General features: G+C 61.7%; 20 protein-coding genes and 1 pseudogene. 13 read left to right on the top strand and 8 right to left on the bottom strand.

Annotation, left to right across the window (positions count from 1 at the left end; genetic code table 11):
- Positions 1–268: 268 nt before the first annotated feature.
- The 7 genes from AB7933_RS15860 (at position 269) to AB7933_RS15830 (ending at position 11430) form a co-directional block, all read left to right on the top strand.
- Positions 269–1402 (top strand): FAD-dependent monooxygenase, encoded by a 1134-nt coding sequence (locus AB7933_RS15860; RefSeq protein ID WP_024075208.1) that lies wholly within the window; start codon positions 269–271, stop codon positions 1400–1402.
- Positions 1399–2199 (top strand): alpha/beta fold hydrolase, encoded by an 801-nt coding sequence (locus AB7933_RS15855; protein WP_024075207.1) that lies wholly within the window; start codon positions 1399–1401, stop codon positions 2197–2199. The genes AB7933_RS15860 and AB7933_RS15855 overlap by 4 nt, the downstream gene beginning before the upstream one ends.
- Positions 2200–2209: 10 nt before the next feature.
- Positions 2210–2962 (top strand): maleate cis-trans isomerase family protein, encoded by a 753-nt coding sequence (locus tag AB7933_RS15850; protein WP_024075206.1) that lies wholly within the window; start codon positions 2210–2212, stop codon positions 2960–2962.
- 294 nt (positions 2963–3256) lie between these two features.
- Complete coding sequence (locus tag AB7933_RS15845) at positions 3257–3889, top strand: N-carbamoylsarcosine amidohydrolase (RefSeq protein ID WP_024075205.1); 633 nt, start codon at positions 3257–3259, stop codon at positions 3887–3889.
- Positions 3890–4171: 282 nt separating this feature from the next.
- On the top strand, positions 4172–5482 hold the full coding sequence (locus tag AB7933_RS15840; protein WP_024075204.1) for an MFS transporter: 1311 nt from the start codon (positions 4172–4174) through the stop codon (positions 5480–5482).
- A 153-nt stretch (positions 5483–5635) separates the two neighbouring features.
- Positions 5636–6781 carry a MalY/PatB family protein gene (locus AB7933_RS15835; protein ID WP_024075203.1) on the top strand — a complete coding sequence of 382 codons (1146 nt, stop codon included), beginning with the start codon at positions 5636–5638 and terminating at the stop codon, positions 6779–6781.
- 101 nt (positions 6782–6882) lie between these two features.
- On the top strand, positions 6883–11430 hold the full coding sequence (locus AB7933_RS15830; protein WP_024075202.1) for a dermonecrotic toxin domain-containing protein: 4548 nt from the start codon (positions 6883–6885) through the stop codon (positions 11428–11430).
- 71 nt (positions 11431–11501) lie between these two features.
- Here the strand turns inward: AB7933_RS15830 and AB7933_RS15825 are convergent, their stop codons facing one another.
- A complete protein-coding gene (locus AB7933_RS15825) occupies positions 11502–11717 on the bottom strand; it encodes a TOBE domain-containing protein (RefSeq protein ID WP_003173733.1) in 216 nt (71 codons plus the stop codon).
- Between the two features lie 317 nt (positions 11718–12034).
- Here AB7933_RS15825 and AB7933_RS15820 point away from each other — a divergent pair, with 317 nt between their 5' ends.
- From AB7933_RS15820 to AB7933_RS15810, 3 genes are read left to right on the top strand one after another with little or no spacing between them, the layout of a single operon-like run.
- On the top strand, positions 12035–12991 hold the full coding sequence (locus tag AB7933_RS15820; RefSeq protein WP_041160920.1) for an aliphatic sulfonate ABC transporter substrate-binding protein: 957 nt from the start codon (positions 12035–12037) through the stop codon (positions 12989–12991).
- Between the two features lie 10 nt (positions 12992–13001).
- Complete coding sequence (locus AB7933_RS15815; protein WP_024075200.1) at positions 13002–13829, top strand: ABC transporter permease; 828 nt, start codon at positions 13002–13004, stop codon at positions 13827–13829.
- A 2-nt stretch (positions 13830–13831) separates the two neighbouring features.
- A complete protein-coding gene (locus tag AB7933_RS15810) occupies positions 13832–14542 on the top strand; it encodes an ABC transporter ATP-binding protein (protein ID WP_024075199.1) in 711 nt (236 codons plus the stop codon).
- On the opposite strand, the gene AB7933_RS15805 is transcribed toward AB7933_RS15810, so the two are convergent.
- Both AB7933_RS15805 and AB7933_RS15800 read right to left on the bottom strand, forming a co-directional pair.
- Positions 14539–15456, bottom strand: coding sequence for a FecR domain-containing protein (locus AB7933_RS15805; protein WP_024075198.1), 918 nt, complete (start codon positions 15454–15456; stop codon positions 14539–14541). The genes AB7933_RS15810 and AB7933_RS15805 overlap by 4 nt on opposite strands.
- Positions 15453–15971, bottom strand: coding sequence for a sigma-70 family RNA polymerase sigma factor (locus AB7933_RS15800; protein WP_024075197.1), 519 nt, complete (start codon positions 15969–15971; stop codon positions 15453–15455). The genes AB7933_RS15805 and AB7933_RS15800 overlap by 4 nt, the downstream gene beginning before the upstream one ends.
- Positions 15972–16237: 266 nt before the next feature.
- On the opposite strand from AB7933_RS15800, the gene AB7933_RS15795 reads away from it, so the two are divergent.
- Together AB7933_RS15795 and AB7933_RS15790 are read left to right on the top strand one after the other, a co-directional pair.
- A complete protein-coding gene (locus AB7933_RS15795; RefSeq protein WP_024075196.1) occupies positions 16238–17203 on the top strand; it encodes a threo-3-hydroxy-L-aspartate ammonia-lyase in 966 nt (321 codons plus the stop codon).
- Positions 17200–17580, top strand: a complete 381-nt coding sequence (locus AB7933_RS15790) for a RidA family protein (protein ID WP_024075195.1) — start codon at positions 17200–17202, stop codon at positions 17578–17580. The genes AB7933_RS15795 and AB7933_RS15790 overlap by 4 nt, the downstream gene beginning before the upstream one ends.
- On the opposite strand, the gene AB7933_RS15785 is transcribed toward AB7933_RS15790, so the two are convergent.
- On the bottom strand, positions 17568–18194 hold the full coding sequence (locus AB7933_RS15785) for a helix-turn-helix transcriptional regulator (RefSeq protein ID WP_024075194.1): 627 nt from the start codon (positions 18192–18194) through the stop codon (positions 17568–17570). The genes AB7933_RS15790 and AB7933_RS15785 overlap by 13 nt on opposite strands.
- A gap of 298 nt (positions 18195–18492) precedes the next feature.
- Between AB7933_RS15785 and AB7933_RS15780 the strand changes: the two genes are divergently transcribed.
- A complete protein-coding gene (locus tag AB7933_RS15780) occupies positions 18493–19743 on the top strand; it encodes a ribonucleotide-diphosphate reductase subunit beta (protein WP_024075193.1) in 1251 nt (416 codons plus the stop codon).
- 85 nt (positions 19744–19828) lie between these two features.
- Here the strand turns inward: AB7933_RS15780 and AB7933_RS15775 are convergent.
- From AB7933_RS15775 to AB7933_RS15760, 4 genes and pseudogenes are all read right to left on the bottom strand, one after another.
- A pseudogene (locus AB7933_RS15775) lies at positions 19829–20245 on the bottom strand (response regulator); the annotation flags it as partial.
- Positions 20246–20247: 2 nt separating this feature from the next.
- Entirely contained in the window at positions 20248–21576 is a 1329-nt protein-coding gene (locus AB7933_RS15770) for an ATP-binding protein (RefSeq protein ID WP_024075191.1), read from the bottom strand.
- Positions 21577–21587: 11 nt separating this feature from the next.
- On the bottom strand, positions 21588–22199 hold the full coding sequence (locus AB7933_RS15765; protein ID WP_024075190.1) for a chemotaxis protein CheC: 612 nt from the start codon (positions 22197–22199) through the stop codon (positions 21588–21590).
- Positions 22199–22558, bottom strand: coding sequence for a response regulator (locus tag AB7933_RS15760; RefSeq protein ID WP_024075189.1), 360 nt, complete (start codon positions 22556–22558; stop codon positions 22199–22201). The genes AB7933_RS15765 and AB7933_RS15760 overlap by 1 nt, the downstream gene beginning before the upstream one ends.
- Positions 22559–22931: the final 373 nt, after the last annotated feature.

Raw genomic sequence — 22931 nt, 5'->3', positions numbered from 1 at the left:
CGCTTCACTCTAGTGCATTTTTATAGCGTATACGCCATTTAATAACGATAAGACCTGAATTGCAGGCCGACTGCAAGCGCCGCGCCAAACCGTTACCAACCCACACAAACCTAATACTTAATGGCTACCAAGCGTTACACAGGCCGATTAACGTCCAAAAATAAATTTTCAACGATGGACTTCCCATTTCAAAAAATGAGCGTATACACTTTAAAAACCTTGCGGAAAGATGCCGCCGAAAAATCAAAAAGAGAGAGGAACACGCCCCATGGGAAGCACACAAAAAATCGCCATCGTCGGTGCCGGCCTGGGTGGCGCGGCGGCAGCCACCCTGTTGCAACAAGCCGGCTTCGACGTGGACGTTTTTGAGCAGGCACCGGAATTTTCCCGGTTGGGCGCGGGCATCCACATGGGCCCCAACATCATGAAAATCTTCCGCCGCATGGGCATCGAGAAGCAGTTGGACCTGATGGGCTCGCACCCCGAGCACTGGTTCAGCCGTTGCGGCGAAACCGGCGACTACCTCTCGCGCATCCCCCTCACCGGCTACGGTGCTTCCTATATCACCGTGCACCGCGGCGACCTGCACGCCTTGCAGATGTCCACCCTCAAGCCCGGCACCCTGCACTTCAACAAGCGCCTGGAAACCCTTGAAGAAACCGATACCCAGGTGCGCCTGACCTTTGCCGACGGCGAAGTGACCTACGCCGATATCGTGATCGGCGCCGACGGCATCAACTCAAAGATCCGCGAAGAACTGCTCGGCGTGGAAAAACCGCTGTACAGCGGCTGGGTCGCGCACCGCGCGCTGATCCGTGGCGACCAGTTGGCCAAGTACGACCTCACGTTCGAGGACTGCATCAAGTGGTGGACCGAAGACCGTCACATGATGGTCTACTACACCACCGGCAAGCGCGACGAGTACTACTACGTGACCGGTGTGCCCCATGCCGAATGGGACTTCCAGGGTGCCTTCGTCGACAGCAGCCGCGAAGAGATGTTCGAGGCGTTCAAGGGTTACCACCCCACCGTGCAGGCGCTGATCGAATCCACCGAAAGCGTGACCAAATGGCCGCTGCGCAACCGCAACCCGTTGCCGCTGTGGAGCCGCGGCCGCCTTGTGCTGTTGGGCGATGCCTGCCACCCGATGAAACCACACATGGCCCAAGGCGCGGGCATGGCCATCGAAGACGCCGCCATGCTCACCCGCTGCCTGCAGGAAACCGGGATCAGCGACTACCGCACCGCCTTCCAGCTCTACGAAGCCAACCGCAAGGAACGTGCGTCCCGCGTGCAGGCCGTGTCCAACGCCAACACCTGGCTGCGCACCCAGGAAGATCCGGCCTGGGTCTACGGCTATGACCTGTACGCCCAGGAGCTGAAATCGGGGGTGGCCGCGTGAGCACCCTCCTCTATGGCGGCAACGTGCAGGCCAATGGCATTCGCCAGCATTACCTGCGCTACGGCGGCAAAGGGCCGGCGCTGATCCTGATCCCGGGCATCACCAGCCCTGCAATCACCTGGGGGTTCGTCGCCGAACGCCTGGGCGAACACTTCGACACCTACGTGCTGGACGTGCGCGGGCGTGGGCTGTCCTCCACCGGACCTGGGCTGGACTACAGCGCAGACACCTGCGCCGAGGACATTGGCGCCTTTGCCGACGCACTCCACCTGGACAGCTACCACTTGGTCGGCCATTCCATGGGCGCGCGCTTTGCCGTACGCAGCGCGGTCAAGCACCCCAGGGGCGTCAACCGTGTGGTGCTGATCGACCCACCAGTGTCCGGCCCCGGCCGGCGTGAATACCCGAGCAAACTGCCGTGGTACGTCGACTCGATCCGCCAATCCCTGATCGGCATGGACGCAGAGGCCATGCGCGCCTTCTGCGCCACCTGGACCGACGCGCAACTGCAACTGCGCGCCGAGTGGCTGCACACCTGCTTTGAACCGGCCATCGTGCGTGCCTTCAATGACTTCCACACGGTGGACTTCCACCAAGACCTGCCGCACCTCAAGGCCCCGGCCCTGTTGATGGTGGCCGGGCGTGGTGGCGTGATCCTGGATGACGACATCGCGGAAATCCAGGCCCTGCAACCGAGCATCCAGGTCGCCCGCGTACCGAATGCCGGGCACATGATTCCGTGGGACGACCTCGAAGGCTTCTTCCACGCCCTTGGCGACTTCCTCCTACAACAATAAGGACACCACCATGCAGAAGCTTTACCGCATTGGCCAGATTGTGCCGAGCTCCAACACCACCATGGAAACCGAGATCCCGGCGATGCTCACCGCGCGCCAGGCGATCCGCCCCGAGCGCTTTACCTTTCACTCCAGCCGCATGCGCATGAAGCAAGTGCGCAAGGAAGAACTGGCGGCGATGGACGGCGAATCCGATCGTTGCGCCGTCGAACTGTCCGACGCCAAGGTCGACGTGCTGGGCTATGCGTGCCTGGTGGCGATCATGGCCATGGGCCTGGGCTATCACCGCAACTCCGAACAGCGCCTGCGCAAGGCCACCGCCGATAACGACGCCAACGCCCCCGTGATCACCAGTGCCGGGGCGCTGATCGAAGGCTTGAAAGTCATGGGCGCCAAGCGCATCGCGATTGTCGCGCCCTATATGAAGCCGCTGACCGAACTGGTGGTGAACTACATCCGCGAAGAAGGCTTCGAGGTGGTGGACTGGCGCGCCCTGGAGATCCCCGACAACCTCGACGTGGCCCGTCACGATCCGGCCAACCTGCCGGCCATTGTCGCCGGAATGAACCTGCAAGGCGTCGATGTGATCGTGCTGTCGGCCTGCGTGCAGATGCAGTCGCTGCCGGTGGTGGCCAAGGTCGAAGCACAAACCGGCAAGCCAGTGCTCACCGCCGCCATTGCCACCACCTACGCCATGCTCAAGGCCCTGGACCTGGAACCCATCGTTCCCGGCGCCGGCGCCTTGCTCTCCGGCGCGTACTGAAGCGCAGATGGAGAAGTGGCGAGCTGACCTGTCGTGGCTAGCGGGCTTGTTGTGGCGAGCGGGCTTGCCCCGCGTTGGGGCGCGAAGCGGCCCTAACCCCAGGCGCCACGGTTTTTTCAGAAAGAACTCGGCGACTTTATTGGGGCTGCTACGCAGCCCAACGCGGGGCAAGCCCGCTCGCCACAACAGGTCCACTTGCCACTACAGGCTGGCTCACCACACCAGGCGAGCTGACCCCAACAAACTCCATCACCACAGGGTAAGTGCACTGTCCAAATATGAGGGATTGAAACGATGAGCGAACAATCCGCCAACGCCAACTACCAGGGCGTCTGGGGCAACCGCATCGGCTTCGGTAAAAAAGCCGCCTTGCTGATGATCGACTTCATGCAGGGCTACACCACCGAAGGCGCACCGTTGTTCGCGCCGGGCGTGGTGACTGCCGTGGCTGAGAGCGTCGAGCTGCTGGCCACCGCGCGCAAGCACGGGATTGCGGTGGTGCACACCAATATCCGCTACCATCCCGGCCATTTCGTCGACGGCGGTATCTGGGTAAAAAAGGCCCCAGTGATGAAGGACATGGTCGAAGGCAACCCCCTCGCTGCGTTCTGCGCCGAGGTCGTGCCCCAGGCCGATGAAGTGGTGATCACCAAACAATACGCCAGCGCGTTTTTCGGCAGCAGCCTGGCCCCGATGCTGCACGCCCAGGGCATCGACACAGTGGTACTGGCCGGCTGCTCCACCAGTGGCTGCATTCGTGCAACGGCGGTGGACGCGGTGCAACACGGGTTTCGCACCATCGTCGTGCGCGAGTGCGTCGGCGATCGACACCCGGCGCCCCATGAAGCCAACTTGTTCGATATCGACAGCAAGTACGGCGACGTGGTGAGCAAGCAGGAGGCGATGAGCAAATTCAGGGAGCAATAAGACGTTACTAAGAACTGCGCCGTAGAGCGCGGTCTTGAAAAAACTGAGGCCTGAAGCCAGGCACCTTACCGGTGGCGAGCGAGCTTGCTCGCGTTGGAGTGCGCAGCGCTCCCAGCACTCTGGGGCTGCTCGACGGGAGCAGGCTCCCTTGCCACCGGTAAAGGCCAACCCGACCCCCTCAGTCTTCTGACACTGCCTTTGGACGTCGCTTGTACAGCACGCCGAAGTGCTGGAACAAAGCGGCAGCATAAAAACCATAAGTCACCGCCAGGAGACACCCCAATGCCCATTGCGAATGCAGCACCCGCGACCACGGTCGCCGATCCCGTCAACACGCTCTACCACAAGATCACCTGGAAGCTGATCCCGTTCCTGTGCTTCTGCTATCTGGCCGCGTACCTCGACCGGATCAACATCGGCTTCGCCAAACTGCAGATGCTCGACCAGTTGCAGTTCAGCGAAACCGCGTTCGGCCTCGGGGCCGGCCTGTTCTTCGTGGGCTACATCATCTTTGAAGTACCGAGTAACCTGGTGCTGGAGCGGGTCGGCGCAAAGATCTGGATCGCGCGCATCATGATCACCTGGGGCCTGCTCTCGGCCTGCACCATGCTGGTCACCTCGACCACCCAGTTCTACATCCTGCGCTTTTTGCTCGGTGCCGCCGAAGCCGGCTTTTTGCCTGGGGTGCTGTACTACCTGACCACCTGGTTTCCCACGCACCGGCGCGGACGCATCATTGCGTTGTTCATGATCGGCCTGCCGCTGTCCAGCGTGATCGGCGGCCCGCTGTCCGGCTGGATCATGGGGCACTTCGACCATATGGCGGGCCTGCGTGGCTGGCAGTGGCTGTTCCTGATCGAAGCAGTGCCCAGCGTGCTGCTCGGCGTCCTGACGTTCTGGGCGTTGCCCAACAGCTACCAACAAGCCAAATGGCTGTCGATCGAGGAAAAGACCCTGCTCGAACGCGAGCTGCGCAAGGATGACGCCGACGGTGCCGGCAGCAAGCACAGCTTCCGTGACGGGTTCTTCAACCTCAAGGTGTGGATGCTCGGCGGGATCGACTTTTCGATCCTGCTCAGCGCCTACGCCATGGGGTTCTGGATGCCAACGTTTATCCGCAACGCCGGGGTCACCGACACCTTCCATATCGGCATCCTCACCGCGCTGCCGAGTGTCGCCGCGCTGCTGGGCATGCTGCTGATTGGCGCCAGCTCGGACAAGCACCGCGAACGCCGCTGGCACATCATCGTGCCGTTTTTCATTGGCGCAGCCGCGATGGCCACCAGCACCTTCTTCACCCATAACGTGGCTGCCACCGTGGTGCTGTTCGCGATTGCCTCGGCGGCGATCATCGGCGCGGTGCCGGTGTTCTTCAGCCTGCCGGCGACCTTTCTCAAAGGCACCGCGGCGGCCACCGGCTTCGCCCTGGCCTGCTCGGTGGCGAACATCGCGGGCCTGGTGAGCAACTCCTTGATGGGCGTGGCGATCGACGTCACCGGCAGCAGCGCGGGTGCGTTGTGGTTCTTCGCCGGTTGCCTGATCCTCAGCAGCTTCCTGGTCATCGCCTTGCCGGCGAAACTGGTGAATCGCTGATACCCCAACTTTCTCGGATGAATCACCCTGCAAGGTTTTCTGAAACGCTGGGGACTGACCGACTGAACACCTGCGGCAAGTTGCGCATCGGCAAATGAATGGCGCTAGAATCAGCGCCATTCTTGCCCCCGCCTTTTCCGACACGAGCCCCCCATGAGTTTTGATTTCGACACGATCCACCCCCGCCTCGGCACCGGCAGCACCAAGTGGAACCGTTACCCGCCAGATGTCTTGCCAATGTGGATCGCCGACATGGACATCGCCGCGCCGCCGGCGGTGTTGCAAGCCCTGCGCGAGCGTCTCGACCAGCAGATCCTCGGCTACAGCGTGGCCGGCCCGGATGTGCGCGAGGCGATTGTCGACGACCTGTGGGCCAAGTACGCGTGGCGCGTGCAACCCGAAGAGCTGCTGTTCCTGCCCGGCGTCGAACCGGGGTTCAACATGGCCCTGCACGCCTTCGTGCAACCCGGCCAACCGGTGGTGCTGCAAACCCCCAACTATCGGCCGATTCGCCTGGCCCCCGGGCACTGGAACCTGCCCCGTATCGAAGTGCCGTTCGACTGCATCGACGGCGAATACCTCACGCCCCTGCCCGCCTTGCGCCAGGCGCTGAGCGGCGCTGGCGCGCTGCTGCTGAGCAACCCGCACAACCCCGTGGGCAAGGTTTTCCCCCGCGCAGAACTGCTGGCCGTGGCCACCGCGTGCCTGGAACAGGGCGCACTGATCATCAGCGACGAGATCCACGCCGAGCTGTGTTTCGATGGGCGTCGCCATATCCCCACCGCCAGCCTCAGCCCGGAGATCGCGCAGCGCACGATCACCCTGATGTCGGCGAGCAAGGCCTACAACGTGGCCGGCCTGAAGACCTGCTTTGCCGTGGTGCAGAACGCCGAGATTCGCGAACGCTTCAACCACGCGCGTTGCGGCATGGTCGATAGTGTCAGCCCCCTGGGCCTGGAAGCCACCCGCGCGGCCTACAGCCAATGCAGCGACTGGCTGGCGGCGCTGGTGCACTACCTGCAAGGCAACCGCGACTACTTGCTTGAGGCGGTGCGAACCCGCTTGCCCGGCGTGGTGATGCATGCACCGCAAGGCACCTTCCTGGCCTGGCTGGATTGCAGCGCCCTGGGGCTGGACGACCCGCAGCAGTTCTTCCTCGAACAGGCCAAGGTCGGTCTGAGCGCCGGTATCGAATTCGGCGATGACAGCCAGCAGTTCGTGCGCCTGAACTTCGGCTGCCCCCGAGCGATGCTCGAAGAGGGTATTCAACGCCTGGAGCGCAGCTTACAAAACCGCTGAAATCGGCTGGAACCGCAACACCGACGTTTCCCACACAGATCAGGTCCACGCCTTGGCGGGGCCAGTCCAGTTGTAGAAACGTTCGCGGAGCCAGCCATCCCATGACGCAATCAATCCAGAACACCGCCCTGCCCCCTGTGCTCGTCCTTAACTCCTACACAGGGGAGGCTCCCCGCAATCAACCGGCCTACACCATTTCGCCGCCGTCGAGCCGCGAAACGCTCAGGCACCAGGGCGACAGCCAACTGGTGCAAAGCCTCGGCCCCACGCCGTTCGACCATCCGCTTTCGGGCCCGGACTCACTGTTCAACGTCCCGCCCCATTCCACCCTGGGGCTCTGGTTGAAGCAATTGGACGATGCCCTGCGCACGCCAGATTTCAAGCAGTGGATGAAGGCCAATAACATTTCAACGTCAAACGTACAGTTCCACCCCGGGCCCAATACCCTGGAAGTCACCGTCGATGGCCAAGCCAAGACCTTCAGCCTGGACGACCACTCCGGCTTTGCGGCAGTGGCCGGGCCGCTGATCCAGGCGGTACAAGCCCTGGGTTTCTGGCCGCCCTCCAGCGGACGACTGCTCGACTACCCGTCCAAGCCGTACGACGTGGCCAGCGCCCAGGATGTGCTGCGCTTCTATGGCATCAGCCAAGCTGACTCGAATGCGCTGAACACCACGGCCCGCAAACAGACGTTTGCGCCCATCACCGACACTGACCCCCTGCGCGGCGCGGCCGCCCTGGCCGCACAACAGCGCGTGGTCGGTGACAGCCATGACCGACATCACCTGATCGCCGGCCTGACCCGACTGCTGGCTGGCCTGCCCGCGCCGCCAGAAACCCTCCTGGCCTTGGCGCGAGGCCTGAACAGCAGCCAGATCAGCGTGCATCCAGGCTCCTCCTACAGCCAGGAGCACCACAACGGCATGGCCGCTCGCGCCAGCCTGGCACAGGTGCTCCAGGCGTCGGGCAGGCGCCCACCCAAAACATCCGGTCAGTTGAAGCGCCTGCTACGCGACCTGAAAGCAGCCGGGCCGCCAAACCCTGTGGACCTGCGCGAAAAATCCCGCTACGCGCAGCGCTTGCAGTCCATGCAGAACGCGCTCCCCAACGTGCGCAACGAGGCGAAGAAGTGGGCCGAAGAGATCATCTTCACCTTGACTGGGCGCAAGGTCGATGCCGACACCGTGTTCCTCAATCGCTTCTACAACGCGGATTCGGCGCCCACCGTCACCGGCTGGGAACACCTGGGCACAGAGCCGTTACGCTCCCAGCGCCTGCCGGACGCGCTGCTGAGCAACTTCGGCGAGCAGGATTGGACGCCGGGCGTGCTCGACCAGGATGCCGGGCTCTATACGGTGGGTACCGGCGAGAGCAAAAAACGCGGTTATGGCGTGCATAATCAGTTCCCGCTCACCCCGTCAAGGCTGATGCATGAGAGTTGGAAAACCGACTTTCAGGAACTCACGGCGACCCGGCAGGCGCGCTTCTGGAAAGACCATGGCGACGACTACCGCATGGCCTTGAAGGGCAATTTTGTCGCCCAGGCGCGCCAGCAACGCATGGCGTACGAAAAGGCTTCGCCGGCCGAACGTGAGAAAATGCCGCCTGAGCAGCGGTTTACCCATGACGACTATCAGTGGGTGATGGGAGCCGCGTCCAACCTGCCACTGAAGGAGCATCGGCCCCTGACCGTCGAACAGCTGAAGGCGACGGCTCCGGTCAAGGTGTCGACCCACGTGTTTGATATCAACGGCTTTCAATCCAGCGATATCCTGCGCTTTACCGGCCACGACGAGGCGTATCGATCGGTGCGCGACCGTCGCGACGGCGTGCAGATCCTCTACATTCCAGGCCATCAACCGGCCTTTCTTCGCTTCGATTCCCTGGAAAAAATGGACCAATGGGTCGCCGAGCAAGGCAAGGACCCCGATAAGCTCAAGGCGCTGGCATCACATTTTTCGCTCAGAGATCGGCAGGACAACGACAACGGTTTCTGGACAGGCTTGAAGACGTTTTTCACCGGCGACGATCAATCGAACAAAGGCGTGGACCGCGCCTTGAAGTACCTGGGCAGCGGGTACTGGGACAATCTCGAAGGCACCGTGATCGATCAAGCCAATGTGCGCATTCAGGGCGATGTATTCAGCGCCATGACGGACGCGGCCCGCAAACGCATGACCAGCGATACGGACATCGCGATCAAATCCAACAGCGAGGTGACCCGTGATACCTGGCTGAACGATGTGACCGCAGCGGCGGGCCTGGTGACCAAGCTGGCGGTGATTGGCGAGCCGGTGGTCGTGGGCATCGCCGCCGCCACCGGTCTTGCAGAAACGGCGTTGGGCGCAGAGAAAGCCTATTCCGGCGATACCCAGGCGGAACGCAGGCAGGGCGCATCCGCGGCGCTGGACGGTGTGCTCAATACGTTGTTCGCTGTCGCGGGCGGCACGGACCCGGTGGCCAGCGACCCGTTTGAACTGCCGCGCGAACGCCCCGCCGTCCTCCCGCTGCGCAACGAAGTGTTTTCAGACGGCCAGCGCGCCCAGGTGATTGACCACGCCCTGACGCCGAATGCCTACACCCTGCCCCGAACCAACGGCTACGACCTGATCGACGGTGACAGGATCTATCGCTATCGAGACTCCCGGCCTGGGGAGCTGACCGACCTCCAAGCGCAGGAGCCTGCCCAGCCCCTGGACGATTTCGAGGCGATTTGCCCGGCCCCCGCGGCGGGGCGGCGTGTCCGGCGCGGCGCCAACGACGAATGCTTCGCCAAAATCCTTAACGACCTGCCCGAGCCCAAGGCACAGCTGCAGGCCCTGGAGCATGTGCGGCTGTTCCCCTCCAAGCCCAGTTTGTTCAGCAAGGACCGCTGGGTGATCCACGAAAAACGCCTGCATAAAATGCTTGAAACCGACATCGGCTCACAACTGGTGCCGGTCAACGACGCCAAGCGCATCACCTATAAACGCCAGGTCCGCGGCAAGCTCGTGGCCGACCCGGGCTTTGGGTTCTATCCAGGCAACACCTTGGGGCCACTCGCGGAACAGACGCGGGTGGTCAAGCTGAACAAGATCAGCGAAGCCGTTGACGACCAGCGTCAACTGAGGGCCGTGGTCGTCACCAGCGGTACCCAGCCCTACCTGGTCGTGGAAGCGGACACCGCCGAGTTCTACTATGCCCCGCTGGACAAAAAACAGACCGGCGATATCACGTTCAAAAAGTGCAGCCCCACCGAATTGGACCTGGTGCAAGGCTACCGACAGTTCCTGGGCTTGAACCACAGCACCCAGGCCCTGGATGCCGATTTCATCGCACTGCCCAAGCTCAAGGGCGTGTACCCGCAGCTCGAAGCGGCGGGCTATGCAAAAGCCGATGTGGATGAACTCAAACAGCTGTGCAAAGCGTTGACCGATGAGCAGCAGCGGGAAGTGGTCTACCAGCTGCAGCGGGCCAAAGCCATCACCCCGCCTGACGTTGCACTGCGGCCACAGCAGGTTTCAGCGCTGGAAAAACCGGCGGACTTTGCCCGCTGGCCCGCCGCCCGGCAGAACCGGTTTTACGCCGAGAACGCCAAGGCCCAGGTCCAGCAAGCGCTCAAGGCTACCGGGCTCGGCCCTGGCAACCAGCTGCGTTCGGCGAATGACCTGGCCCGGGCGGATGCGGCTGACATGACGCTCAACTGGCTGCGCCGTACCGCCGACTTGCGCGCGCCGAACGGCCCCGACCTGATCATGAAGACCGGTGCCGGCAACTGCGGCGAAATGGCGCTGCTGTCCAGGGACATCATCGGCAAGAGTGGCGGCAAGGCGGCAGAATGGCGCGCGGGCGACGCGCACGCGTTCACCGTGATCGGCGGCCCACCCGGCCCGGTCAGCGCGACAACCGACTTCGCCGGACCAGCCTGGGCCGATGCCTGGGTCGTCGACCCTTGGGCGGACATCGCCTGCCCTGCGTCTGAGTACACGCAGCAACTGCAGGCCACCATGGCCAAATGGGACGCCGCCGGCTTGAAGATTCGTCAAGGCGGCCAAGCCAATATGAGCCCCCTCGACCCGGACTGGATCGACACCCTGGTCAAGCAACCGAAGCGCCCTTACGAGCTGTCGCGCCCCCGGAACGCGAAGGTCCCGGCAGTACGCCCGCCATCATTGCAACCGGCCGCCCCTGTCCACGTGGCCATGGGCGAATCGACCACCCTCAGCAATAACCACGCCCCCCTGTCGACCCGCAGCCTGAGCGACTGCTCGGCGCTGGCGGTACTCAGCGACTGGAATGGCAGCACCTACCAGACCCGTACGCTGATGCACCTGACCGGCAGCAACCTGGAACTGGGCCTGCGCGATGGCAACGCCCAGCAACTGCTGGACAACCTGTTGGCGTCATTGAACAAAGGGGGGCGCGTGATACTGGTCGGCGGGGTCAACACCCAATCCACTCAGGGGTTGGCCACGGTTATCGGACAAACGCTCAATGGGCAGCAGCCCCTCAACGCGTTGCTCAAGGAGCGGCCGGGGGTCACGGTGACGATTGCCAGCTCAGCGGGTATTACTGTCAACGCCGATGGCACCTTCGAGCTGATCGAAGGCACCGGCAAGGGGGTACTGCCCCCCGAAGAGCTGCGCGCCATCTTCGACCGCATCGATTGAGAGGTTCAGCCACACGCCTTTCACCGGCGATGGTGGCCAGCACCGCCGGCTACCGTCACCGGTGCAGTGGGTCAAAGCTTGGCGATGGACACTTCGGTCGACTTCACAAACGCGATCACTTCACTGCCGACCTTCAATTCCAGGTCCCGCACCGAGCGAGTGGTGATGACTGAGGTGACAATCCCGGACGCGGTTTGCACGTCGATTTCAGAGACCACCTCCCCGAGCAGAATTTCCTTGATTACGCCCTTGAACTGGTTGCGCACGTTGATCGCTTTAATGGTCATGTCGGCTTTCCTTTTGGCTGTTGGGTCAATCCGCACGAATGCGCAGGCCCTCAAAATGCGCCAACCGCAAAGACATTAAAAGGAATATATAACTCTTTATTTATTCTATTTGGAAATATACAAGCTGTTGCACCACCGACACTTGATCAACAGTTTGCCCCTCTCACAACAGCCTTGGCCCTTCGAAGCCCCGTAAATACGCGTGCAAACGAGATGGCACAGAGACTGCATATTCCTGAAAAGCATGATGGAACATGCCATTTCATTTTTATGAATATAAGAAAAGCCCTCTCTCAACGCCTTGCCGGAGCTGTTCCATGAAACCCTTCACTCAACGCTTACTCGGCGCCTGCGCGCTGGTCCTGTGCCTGCAACCCCTGGCCCAGGCCGCCGAAGCCGACCCTGTCGAAGTCAACCTGGACTATGCCTACTATTCGCCCGTCAGCCTGGTGCTCAAGCATTTCGGCTGGCTGGAACAAGCCTTGCCGCACTCCAAGGTGGGCTGGGTATTGAGCCAGGGCAGCAACCGGTCCCTGGAATACCTCAACAGCGGCGGCGTGGACTTTGCCTCCTCCGCCAGCCTGTCGGCGGTATTGAGCCGGGCCAACGGCAGCCCGATCAAATCGGTGTACGTCTACAGTCGCGCCGAATGGACCGCCCTGGTGGTGCGCAAGGACTCGCCATTCAAGAGCGTCACCGACCTCAAGGGCAAGAAAATCGCCGCCACCAAAGGCACCGACCCTTACCTGTTCACGCTGCGCAGCCTGCAACAAGCCGGGTTGAAGAAGGACGATGTGGAGCTGGTGCACCTGCAGCACCCCGACGGCCGCACGGCCCTGGAGAAAGGTGACGTGGACGCCTGGGCCGGTCTCGACCCGCACATGGCCGCCAGCGAAATCCAGGCCGGTTCGCGCCTGCTGTACCGCAACAAGGCGTTCAACAGTTACGGCGTCGTCAGCGTGACCGAGAAGTTCGCCAAGGAGCATCCACAGACCATCACCAAAGTGCTCGGCGCTTATGAAAAGGCCCGGGATTGGGCGGTGAAGCACCCGGATGAGTTCGCCAAGCTGCTCGCCGACGAGTCCGGCCTGCCGTTGGAAGTGGCCAAGCTGCAACTGTCGCGTACGGATCTGAGTACACCGTTCTTGAGCAGCAAGGATGTGCTGTCGTCCAAGGCTGCCGCACCGATCCTGGTGTCCGAAGCGTTGGTGCGCAAAGGCGTGAATGTGGACCAGGTGATCGACCAGTTGATCGACACCTCGTTCGGCCACTGAGGAACCCGTGATGACCAGCAAAACCCAAGCACTCCCCCTGGCCACGCCCGTGGCGATCAACCGCAGTGCCTGGCCAAGGCGGCTCAAGGGCCTGGTGTTGCCGGTGCTGATCCTACTGGTGCTGGAGGCGGTGGTACGCGTGGGTTGGCTGCCGTCCTACCAGATGCCGGCGCCCAGCGAGATTGCCGTGACCCTGACGGACCTGGCCGAAGGCGCACTGTGGAAACACATCAGCGCCAGCCTCGGCCGGGTGTTGCTCGGGTTTACCATCGGCGCCAGCCTGGCCCTGGGATTCGCCGCCTGGGTCGGGTTGAGCCGTGAGGCCGAAGCCTATCTGGAACCGACCTTCGCCGGCTTGCGCTCGATCCCCAGCCTGGCCTGGGTGCCGCTGTTGTTGCTGTGGCTGGGCATCGATGAAACCTCGAAAATCGTGCTGATCGCGATCGGCGCGTTTTTCCCGGTGTACCTCAATGGCGTCGCGGCAATACGCGATATCGACCGCAAGCTGGTGGAGGTCGGGCAAATGTATGGGTTCAGCCGACGGCGCCTGGTACGTCGCATCCTGTTGCCTGCCGCCCTGCCCGGTCTGTTCACCGGGTTGCGCAGCGGCTTGAGCCTGGCGTGGATGTTCCTGGTGGCAGCCGAGTTGATCGCAGCCACCAAGGGCCTGGGTTACCTGCTCAGCGATGGGCGGGAAACCTCACGGCCAGACATCGTGCTCGCAGCGATCATCGTATTGGCGCTATTGGGCAAGGTCAGCGATGGCTTGCTCGCCACCCTGGAGAAACGCTGCCTGGCCTGGCGTGACACCTTCAACGGCCAAGGCACGGAGCGATAGGCATGCAACCTTTATTGGATATTCGCGTGGCGCGTAAAAACTTCGCCAGCACCACGGTCTTGAGAGATGTGCACCTGGCCCTGCAGCCGCGTGAAGCCGTGAGCCTGCTCGGCCCCAGCGGTTGCGGCAAAAGTACCTTGCTGCGCATCGTCGCCGGGCTGGAAACCGACTTCCAGGGCGAGTTGCGCAGCCCTGAAGGTGAAGTGGCGTTTGTGTTCCAGGAACCCCGGCTGATGCCCTGGCTCACGGTGGAACAGAACATCGGCTTCAGCGACGACCAGCACTACGACCGGGCCTGGGTGACGCAGTTGATCGAGGAAGTCGGCCTCACGGGCTTTGCCCAGGCGCTGCCCAAGGCACTGTCCGGGGGCATGGCGCAACGGGTGGCGATCGCACGCGGCTTGTATTCGCGACCACAGGTGCTCTTGCTGGATGAGCCGTTCAGCGCGGTGGATGCGTTTACCCGCATGAAGCTGCAAGACCTGTTGCTGCAACTGGCTGCGCACCATGCCATTGCTTTGTTGCTGGTGACCCATGATGTGGATGAGGCGCTCTACCTGAGTGATCGGGTATTGGTGATGGACAACCGGCCGAGCAGCATTCGCCAGGAACTGGCGGTGGACTTGCCGCACCCAAGGGACCGGCGTGATCCGTTGTTGGCGCAGCTCAAGGCGTTGTCGCTGACGCACCTGCAGCGCGCTCATGTGATCTAGGCGTTCTTGCGCAACGTTACCCAATACCGTGTCCGCGCCTGCACCTCAAGCCCCAGGGTCGAGGCCAGCAGGTTGAGGACGCGGTCGGTGTCATCCAGGCGAAAACTCCCCGTGACCCGCAACGTCTCCAGGCTCGGATCCCAGCGCAACACACCTGGCCGATAACGTGCCAGTTCGCGCAAAAAGTCCCCCAGCGCCTGGTTCTGGGCGGTCAGTACACCGTCGCGCCATCCCAATTGCAGCACGTCAAACGGCGCCCATGCACCCAGTCCGCCAGCGTTCAACGGCGCCTGCTGGCCACCCGGCAACGTCGCCAACCTGCCGCTCAAGTCGCGCACCTGCACCGCGCCCTTCAGGACCGACACCCGGCAGCCAGCGGCCAGTTGCCGCACACACACCTCGGCCTGGCTGACCCGCAGTTGCCCGTAGCCTGTGTCCAGCGTGAGGGCGGCCGCGCCGGGCACGTTCAAGGCCAGTTCCCCTTCCACCAAGGTGATACGCCGTTGCGCCAGGTCCACGTCCACCGCGGTGGCGGTATTGAGCTGCAGGCTGGCGCCGTCGGCCAGGGACAGGCGCTTGCGCTCGCCGGTGGCGGTGTGCAGGTCGGCACGCCAGACCTCGATAGGCAACTGGCGGCTGATCAACCAGGCGGTCGGCAGCAGCGCCGCCACGCCCAGCGCACGCTTGAGCAACACGCGCCGCCCCGGTTGCGGGCGGTCGAGGCTGGCCATCGCCAATGCCTGGGGCAACTCACTGAAGCGCTGGCGCAGGGATTGGGCTTTTTGCCAGGTCTGTTCATGCTGCGGGTGGCTGTCACGCCAGTGCTGCAGCGCGACGTGATCGCGCTCGGTGGCAGCGCCGGATTCCAGCAGCGCCAGCCACTGGGCAGCGGCGCGCGCAATCTCACGGTTCACAGGTCCACCAACAGGCAATGCTCATACGCCTGCGCCATGTAGCGTTTCACCGTGCGCTCCGACACCTCCAGCCGCTCGGCGATCTCGCGATAACCCAAGCCTTCGAGCTGACTCCAGAGAAACGCGCGGCGCACCAGCACCGGCAAGCCGTCGAGCAGTTCATCCAGGGCTTGCAAGGTTTCCAGCACCAGCCAGCGCTGCTCGGGCGACGGCACACAGGCTTCGGGCAGGTTCGCCAGGGCGTTCAGGTAAGCCTGTTCCAGGCTGCGCCGCTGATGAAAATTGACCAGTAGGCGCTTGCCCACCGTCACCAGATAAGCCCGTGGCTCCTGCATCTGCGCAATCGGCTGGGCACTGGCGAGCACCCGCAAAAAGGTGTCCTGACTCAGGTCCGCTGCATCCCAGGCATTGCCCAGGCGCCGCCGCAGCCAGCTTTCCAGCCAGCCGCGATGCTCACGGTACAGGCTCGACAGGGTCAGTTCGGGGGCGTGCGTCGGGACAACAGCATCATTCATGGCAACCACCTGCACGGCGCGATTGAGTCTCAAATGAGATTCATTCTATTTAATATCCTGCCGTGACACCATGATCTTTTCAACATTGGGTTTAGAGCGTTACAGCGTTCTGGCGCGGCAAGTCACGTTTTGGCCCCCTGTGCGCCATGCCGATCCTCCAAAGATCAGGGAAGCCCGAGCGCGAACACGCCGGTGCGTACAATCGAAACTTTACTCTTTGTCTTGTTATGGATATTTTATCCAGACACTCCAACAAGGCCCGTCTCATGCTCACGTCCACTTACCAAGACGTCATCGCCGCCGCTGAACGCCTGGAAGGCTTCGCCCATCGCACCCCGGTATTCACCTCACGCACCCTCGACGCCGAGACCGGCGCCCAGGTCTTCATCAAGTGCGAGAACCTGCAACGGGGTGGCTCGTTCAAGTTTCGCGGCGCGTTCAATGCCCTTTCGCAGTTTGACCCGCAGCAGCGCAAGGCCGGGGTGGTGGCGTTTTCTTCGGGTAACCATGCCCAGGGCATTGCCTTGGCGGCGGGCCTGCTCGGCATACCAGCGACCCTCGTGATGCCCACCGATGCGCCCGCCGCCAAGGTCGCGGCCACTCGGGGCTATGGCGCCAGCGTGGTGCTGTATGACCGTTTCAGCGAGGACCGCGAGCAGATCGGCCGTACCCTGGCCGCAGAGCACGGCCTGACCCTGATCCCACCCTATGACCATCCTGATGTACTCGCGGGGCAAGGCACCGCGGCCAAGGAGTTGCTGGAATTCACCGGCCCGCTGGATGCGTTGTTCGTGGGCCTGGGCGGTGGCGGCATGCTCTCGGGCACCGCCCTGAGTACCCGCGCCCTGGCACCCGATTGCCTGCTCTACGGTGTCGAGCCCGAGGCCGGGAATGACGGCCAACGCTCGTTTCGCAGCGGCAGCATCGTGCATATCGACACCCCCGCGACCATCGCCGACGGTGCCCAGACCCAGCACCTGGGCAACTGCACCTTCCCAATCATCCGCGACAAGGTGGACGACATTCTTACCGTCACCGACGCGCAACTGGTGGCAGAAATGAAGTTCTTCATGCAGCGCATGAAGATGGTGGTGGAGCCCACCGGCTGCCTGGGCCTGGCGGCGTTGCGCCAACTGGGCAAGCGGTTCAAGGGCCAGCGCGTGGGCATTATCGTCACCGGCGGCAACGTGGATATCGAGCGATACGCCGCCCTGCTCCGCGAGGCCCCATGAAGATCATCCAGACATCGAGTGCGGCCAAACCGGCCGGCCATTACGCCCAGGCGATCGGTCACGCCGGCACCCTGTATATCTCCGGGCAACTGCCGGTGAGCGCCGATGGGCGCCATCACCCCGAGGCGTCGTTCGCCGCACAGGCCCAGGTGGCGCTGGAGAACCTGTTGGCCATCTTGAAGGCAGCGGGCGGCTCGCCACAGGACCTGGTGAAAGTCACGGTGTATGTGGTCGGGGTCCAGCACTGGGCTGAATTCGACCAGCTCTACGCCGCCGCATTGGGCGAGCACCGCCCTGCCCGCGCCGTGGTGCCGGTACCTCAATTGCACCACGGTTATCAGGTCGAGATCGAAGCGCTGGCGCGCTACTTGGCGTAGGTATAGACCGCCGCGCGCGACACACCCAGGTGCGAGGCCACGGTTTCCATGGCACGGCGAATGTCGAGGCAACCCGAGTCTTTCAACTCCTGCATCAACACGCGTCGATCTGCGGTCTTCAACGCGCGCGGCGTGGTTGCCAGGCGGGCGGCGAACTGGTCGATGCGTGCACGGATCGCATCGGCGCCGGAGGGATCGAGAGACTCGCCGAGCTTGTCGCCACTGACCGAACCGAACTGCTCCAGCAGGCCCTGCAAACCACGAAACAGCGTGAGGTCGACATTCAGGCACAGGGCGGCGACGTACTGGCCGCGAGCGTCCTTGATGCCGATCGACGTGCTTTTGACCTGGCGCCCATCGGCGAACTGGTTCTGGTAATTGGCAATGACCTGCGGGTAGTCCGGGTCGGCGATACGTGCCAGACCCAACTCGGTGGCCGGGTCACCGGGGGCACGCCCGGAGAGGTTGTTATGGATGGCCAGGATCGCGTGCTGCGGGTCGCGCAAGTCGTGCAGCACCACTTCGCAGAACGGGCTGAAGGTTTTGCTCAAGCCTTCGGCAATCTGTTCGAGCTGGCTGATCAGGGTGGTGTCTTGGAGAGAGGTCTTTTTCATGCAAGACAACATATCCAGTCCTGGACAGGGCGTCAATTTGAACCCTGCCCTTCACTTCACAGCCCGCGACATCCAATGGGCACCGGGCAGCGACCGAAAACCGCACATCTTGTCCGTTGACCACTGGAACCACACCCCATATAGTGTGCCCACAAACAAAACAGACCACTACATAGTGTGCAGCATCGGTATTTATCGACCACACTACGCGCAGTATTTCAATGCCTAGTAGCCTGCAAATCACCTATTTTTGGACGGGTTCACATGCCGTCAGAACAGACCAGGAAGGAGTATTTCGATGCTGAGTTGGGATGAAGTCGACAACGAGGACACCGGTGCAGCGGTGATCAAGGGCGCCAACGCCGGCCACGCCAGCGAAGCCAACATGGACCGCCTCGACGGTGCCGGCGCCGCTGCAGCCATCGAAGCCCGCGCCGTCACCGCCAGTGACTCCGCCGCCATCGTGCGCGCCAAGGCGGCCCTGGACAAACTCGACATCGCCGAAGGCCTCGCCGAACTCGAAGGCGCTTCCGCCCGCGTCGCTGTTGACGAAAAACGCATGATCAACTGCCGCGCCGACCTCAACCAACTCGTGCCCTTCAAGTACGACTGGGCCTGGCAGAAGTACCTCGACGGCTGCGCCAACCACTGGATGCCGCAAGAGGTCAACATGACCGCCGACATCGCCCTGTGGAAAAACCCCGAAGGCCTGACCGACGACGAGCGCCGCATCGTCATGCGCAACCTGGGCTTCTTCTCCACTGCCGACTCCCTGGTTGCCAACAACCTGGTCCTGGCCGTGTACCGCCTGATCACCAACCCGGAGTGCCGCCAGTACATCCTGCGCCAGGCCTTCGAAGAAGCGATCCACACCCACGCTTACCAGTACTGCATCGAATCGTTGGCCATGGATGAAGGCGAGATCTTCAACATGTACCACGAGATCCCATCGGTGGCGAAAAAAGCCGCCTGGGGCCTGAAGTACACCCGTTCGATCTCCGATCCGAAGTTCGAAACCGGCACCGTCGACACCGACAAGGAACTGCTGCGCAACCTGGTCGCCTACTACTGCGTGCTGGAAGGCATCTTCTTCTACTGCGGCTTCACCCAGATCCTGTCCATGGGCCGCCGCAACAAGATGACCGGCGTCGCCGAACAGTTCCAATACATCCTGCGCGACGAGTCGATGCACCTGAACTTCGGTATCGATGTGATCAACCAGATCAAAATCGAAAACCCACATTTGTGGGATGCCGAGATGAAGGAAGAAGCGACCCAGATGATCCTGCAAGGGACGCAGCTGGAGATCGAATATGCGCGCGATACCATGCCGCGCGGCGTGCTGGGTATGAACGCGGCGATGATGGAGGATTACCTCAAGTTCATCGCTAACCGTCGCCTGTCGCAGATTGGTTTGAAGGAAGAGTATCCAGGGACCACTAACCCGTTCCCGTGGATGAGCGAGATCATGGACTTGAAGAAAGAGAAGAATTTCTTTGAGACCCGGGTAATCGAGTACCAGACCGGCGGCGCGCTGAGCTGGGACTAAGCCCTACCCTGGGCCATGTTCAACTTGACGGAAACGCTGTCAAGAACCGTGAAATGTCGTACTCCAGTGGTGCGACATTTCACGCCAGGCTGTCGCGGTTACGAAGCGCATTCTGCATCTCGAGAGCCTGGTCGAGCGTGCGCTGCAGCTCGTCATCATTCCAGGGTTTGCTGATATAGCGGTAAACGTACCCATCGCTGATTGCCTGAGTAATCATGCTCATGTCGGCATAGCCGGTGAGCAGGATATTCACGCATTCTGGATTGCGCCTATACACCTCGCGGAGCAGAGTCGGACCGTCCATCAACGGCATGCGCGCATCGCAAACGATCAAGTCGATAGAGTGCTGTTCGAAAAGACTCAGTGCCTGCGCGCCATTAGTCGCCAACAGCAAGTCATAAGGTTTGCCACGCAACAGGCGCCGGAGGCTGTTGAGGATACTTTCTTCATCATCCACCAGCATGACGGTGTAGCGTTTTACGCAGGAAGTGGGGGCGTTCATGATCAGCGTCCTTCGGCGGCAGAAGTAGCGAGGGCCTGCACCTGGGGCTGGCGTAATGGTAACCACGCCCGGAAGCAACTTCCCCTACCCGGCTCACTCTCGACGGTGAGCCGTCCATGGTGCTTGACGATGATGCTATACGACAACGACAGGCCCAGGCCCGAGCCCATGCCCACCGGCTTGGTGGTGAAGAACGGTTCGAATATCCGGTTCTGGATCTCAAGGGGGATACCATGGCCATTGTCGGCGATCTCAACGAACACACCGCCGTCCTCCCTTCCACTCCTGATGGTAATTTGGCCGTCGGCCCCCACAGCGTGGCTTGCGTTGATGAGCAAGTTCAGAAAGACCTGATTGATCTGTGAGCCCATGCATTCAATAGGCTCGATATCGCCGTAGCACTTGATCACCTGGGCCTTGAACTTGATCTCGTTCCAGATAACGTTAAGGGTGCTATCGAGCCCTTTGTGCAGATCGGCCAACTGCCATTCATAACTGTCGACATGGGAGAACTCGCGCAGGTCCTTGACGATGCGAGTGACCCGGTCGAGACCGTCGACCGATTCCACAAGCAGTTCGTCGATGTCCTGACGCATGAAGTCGTAATCCACCTTGTCACGCATCGCCGCCAGCTCGGGATGAGCATCGGCATGGCTTTCGTCACTCGCCTGCTCATAAGCTTCGAGCAGCGCGAAAATGTCCACGAGGTAACGACGCAGGCTGTTGACGTTGGAGCAGACAAAGCCGATCGGGTTATTGATCTCGTGGGCCACCCCCGCAGCCAGTTGCCCTATCGCCGCCATCTTCTCGGACTGCAGCAACTGCGCCTGCGCATCTTCGAGCCGCGCGATCAGCAGCGCCTGGGCGCCCTTTTCCTCTTCCAGCAGCTTGTTCAGGTGCGTCAGCTCGAGTTGACGGGCAGCGGTGTCGGTCGTATCACTGATGGCTAAGCCCACGCCCAGGCTGCTGCCATCGGCGTCTTGCACCGGGAAGAAAGTGCAATTCTGGTACATGTGCCGAACCAGTCCACTGATGGGCCGGGTGCTTTCGAAATTGAACAGGTGCGGCCGTTGCTGCCACGAAGTGAAAGCAAAGTTTTGCAGAGTGAGGACGCTGTTGATCTTCTGCCGGGTCCAGACCTCCGGTAGCTCAGGAAAGGCTTCGAACAGCGTACGGCCAACAAGTTCTTCGGCGCTGCGGCCGCTGTTGATGGACATGAAGTGGTTCGAGAACAGCACTTTGCAGTCCTTATCGACGAGCAGCACACCCATGTTGATGGCCGTGAGCATCGACTCAAGGGTTTCCCGGGAGATTGCCTTGCTGTCTGTCATGAGAGGTCCCTTCAAAGCTCGTCCAGCAAACGATCAATGGCCCGAACGACAACGCCTGCTGTACGTTCAGTGATGCAGATCAGCAAGTCGCAGGAGAATTGATGAGCCTCAACCTCGAAGCGGATTTCCAACACCATCGCAAGGTGTTCATTCAGGTTCAACTCATCCAGTGCGTTCGCTTCCTGATCCCTGTGGACGAGAATGGATGGCGCGTCATAGCTCACTTGAGTCGCCACCTGTTTTGCCAGGCCACTGATGCAGGCGCCGGTCAGAATGTTGGTGACATCGAGCATCAGCTCGTCCTGCTGGTCCAGACCGCCGCCCTTGTAGCCCAGCAGTTCGGCCAGTTCATCTGCCCCCATGCAGCCAAAGCACACGAACACTTCTCCGCGTAACTCCCCGAGGAAAGACTGGCGGGTGACGATCATGAAGCTTCGGCGCAGATGCTCCGGAATCGCCAGGTTATTCTGTTCCCGGATCAGCGGGTGAATAAAAGGAACCGAAAGCGTGACCATGGTATTGGTCAGCAGGGCCAGTCGCTCGGCCGCCTGCCCCATGGCGATATTCATCAGTTCCTGCAGGGCATCGCGTTGGTCTTCGGTGAGCTCGGCCAAGGTTTCCATCAAAGCACTCCTATGAGGTGTAAAGCTTCGAGTAGAGCTTCAGCCGTAACAGGCTTGGCCACGAAGGCAGCAGCGCCCAGGTTGAATACGAGTTGCCTGGCCCGGGGCTGGATGTCTGCGCTGATCACGACGACCACCACATTGGCGTCTTCGCGCTTGAGCGCCTCCAGGGTCTGGAAACCGTCCATGACGGGCATGGTGAGGTCGAGAAAAAGCAAATCGACCAAGCCCGCGTGATAGGCCTCCATCACCTCGGAGCCGTTACAGGCTTGGCGGACATCTTCGGTCAGTGATTCTGGCAGGGCACGCAAGACCAACTTGCGGGACATGGATGAGTCATCGGCGATTAGAACTTTCATGGTGCACTCCACATTTATGAAGTGTCCTACGGCTTCAGTCGCGGCCGAAGAAACTACAATTTCTTTTATTCTTTCAAGCACTCTAGCGTGACAAATAGCAAAGAGCCATCAGGAAATCCTGATATTGCGTGAGTGTTTTGCGATATAGCGTCGATGATCAATGATCTGGGACGTCCACCTTATATAGTGGCGAGCGGGCTTGCCCCGCGTTGGGCTGCGAAGCGGCCCCCAAAACCAGGGCACTGCGGTGTGTCAGTTAAAAACACATCGCCTGTAAGGGGGCCGCTGCGCAGCCCAACGCGGGGCAAGCCCGCTCGCCACAACAAGCCCGCTCGCCACAGCAAGCCCGCTCGCCACAGGTGACTGTTGGCTC

The organism is Pseudomonas gorinensis (assembly GCF_042015035.1).
GTDB classification, from domain to species: Bacteria; Pseudomonadota; Gammaproteobacteria; order Pseudomonadales; family Pseudomonadaceae; genus Aquipseudomonas; species Aquipseudomonas gorinensis.
The sequence above is the reverse complement of the archived record's forward strand: the minus strand, read 5'-3'. Positions and strand labels throughout refer to the sequence as shown.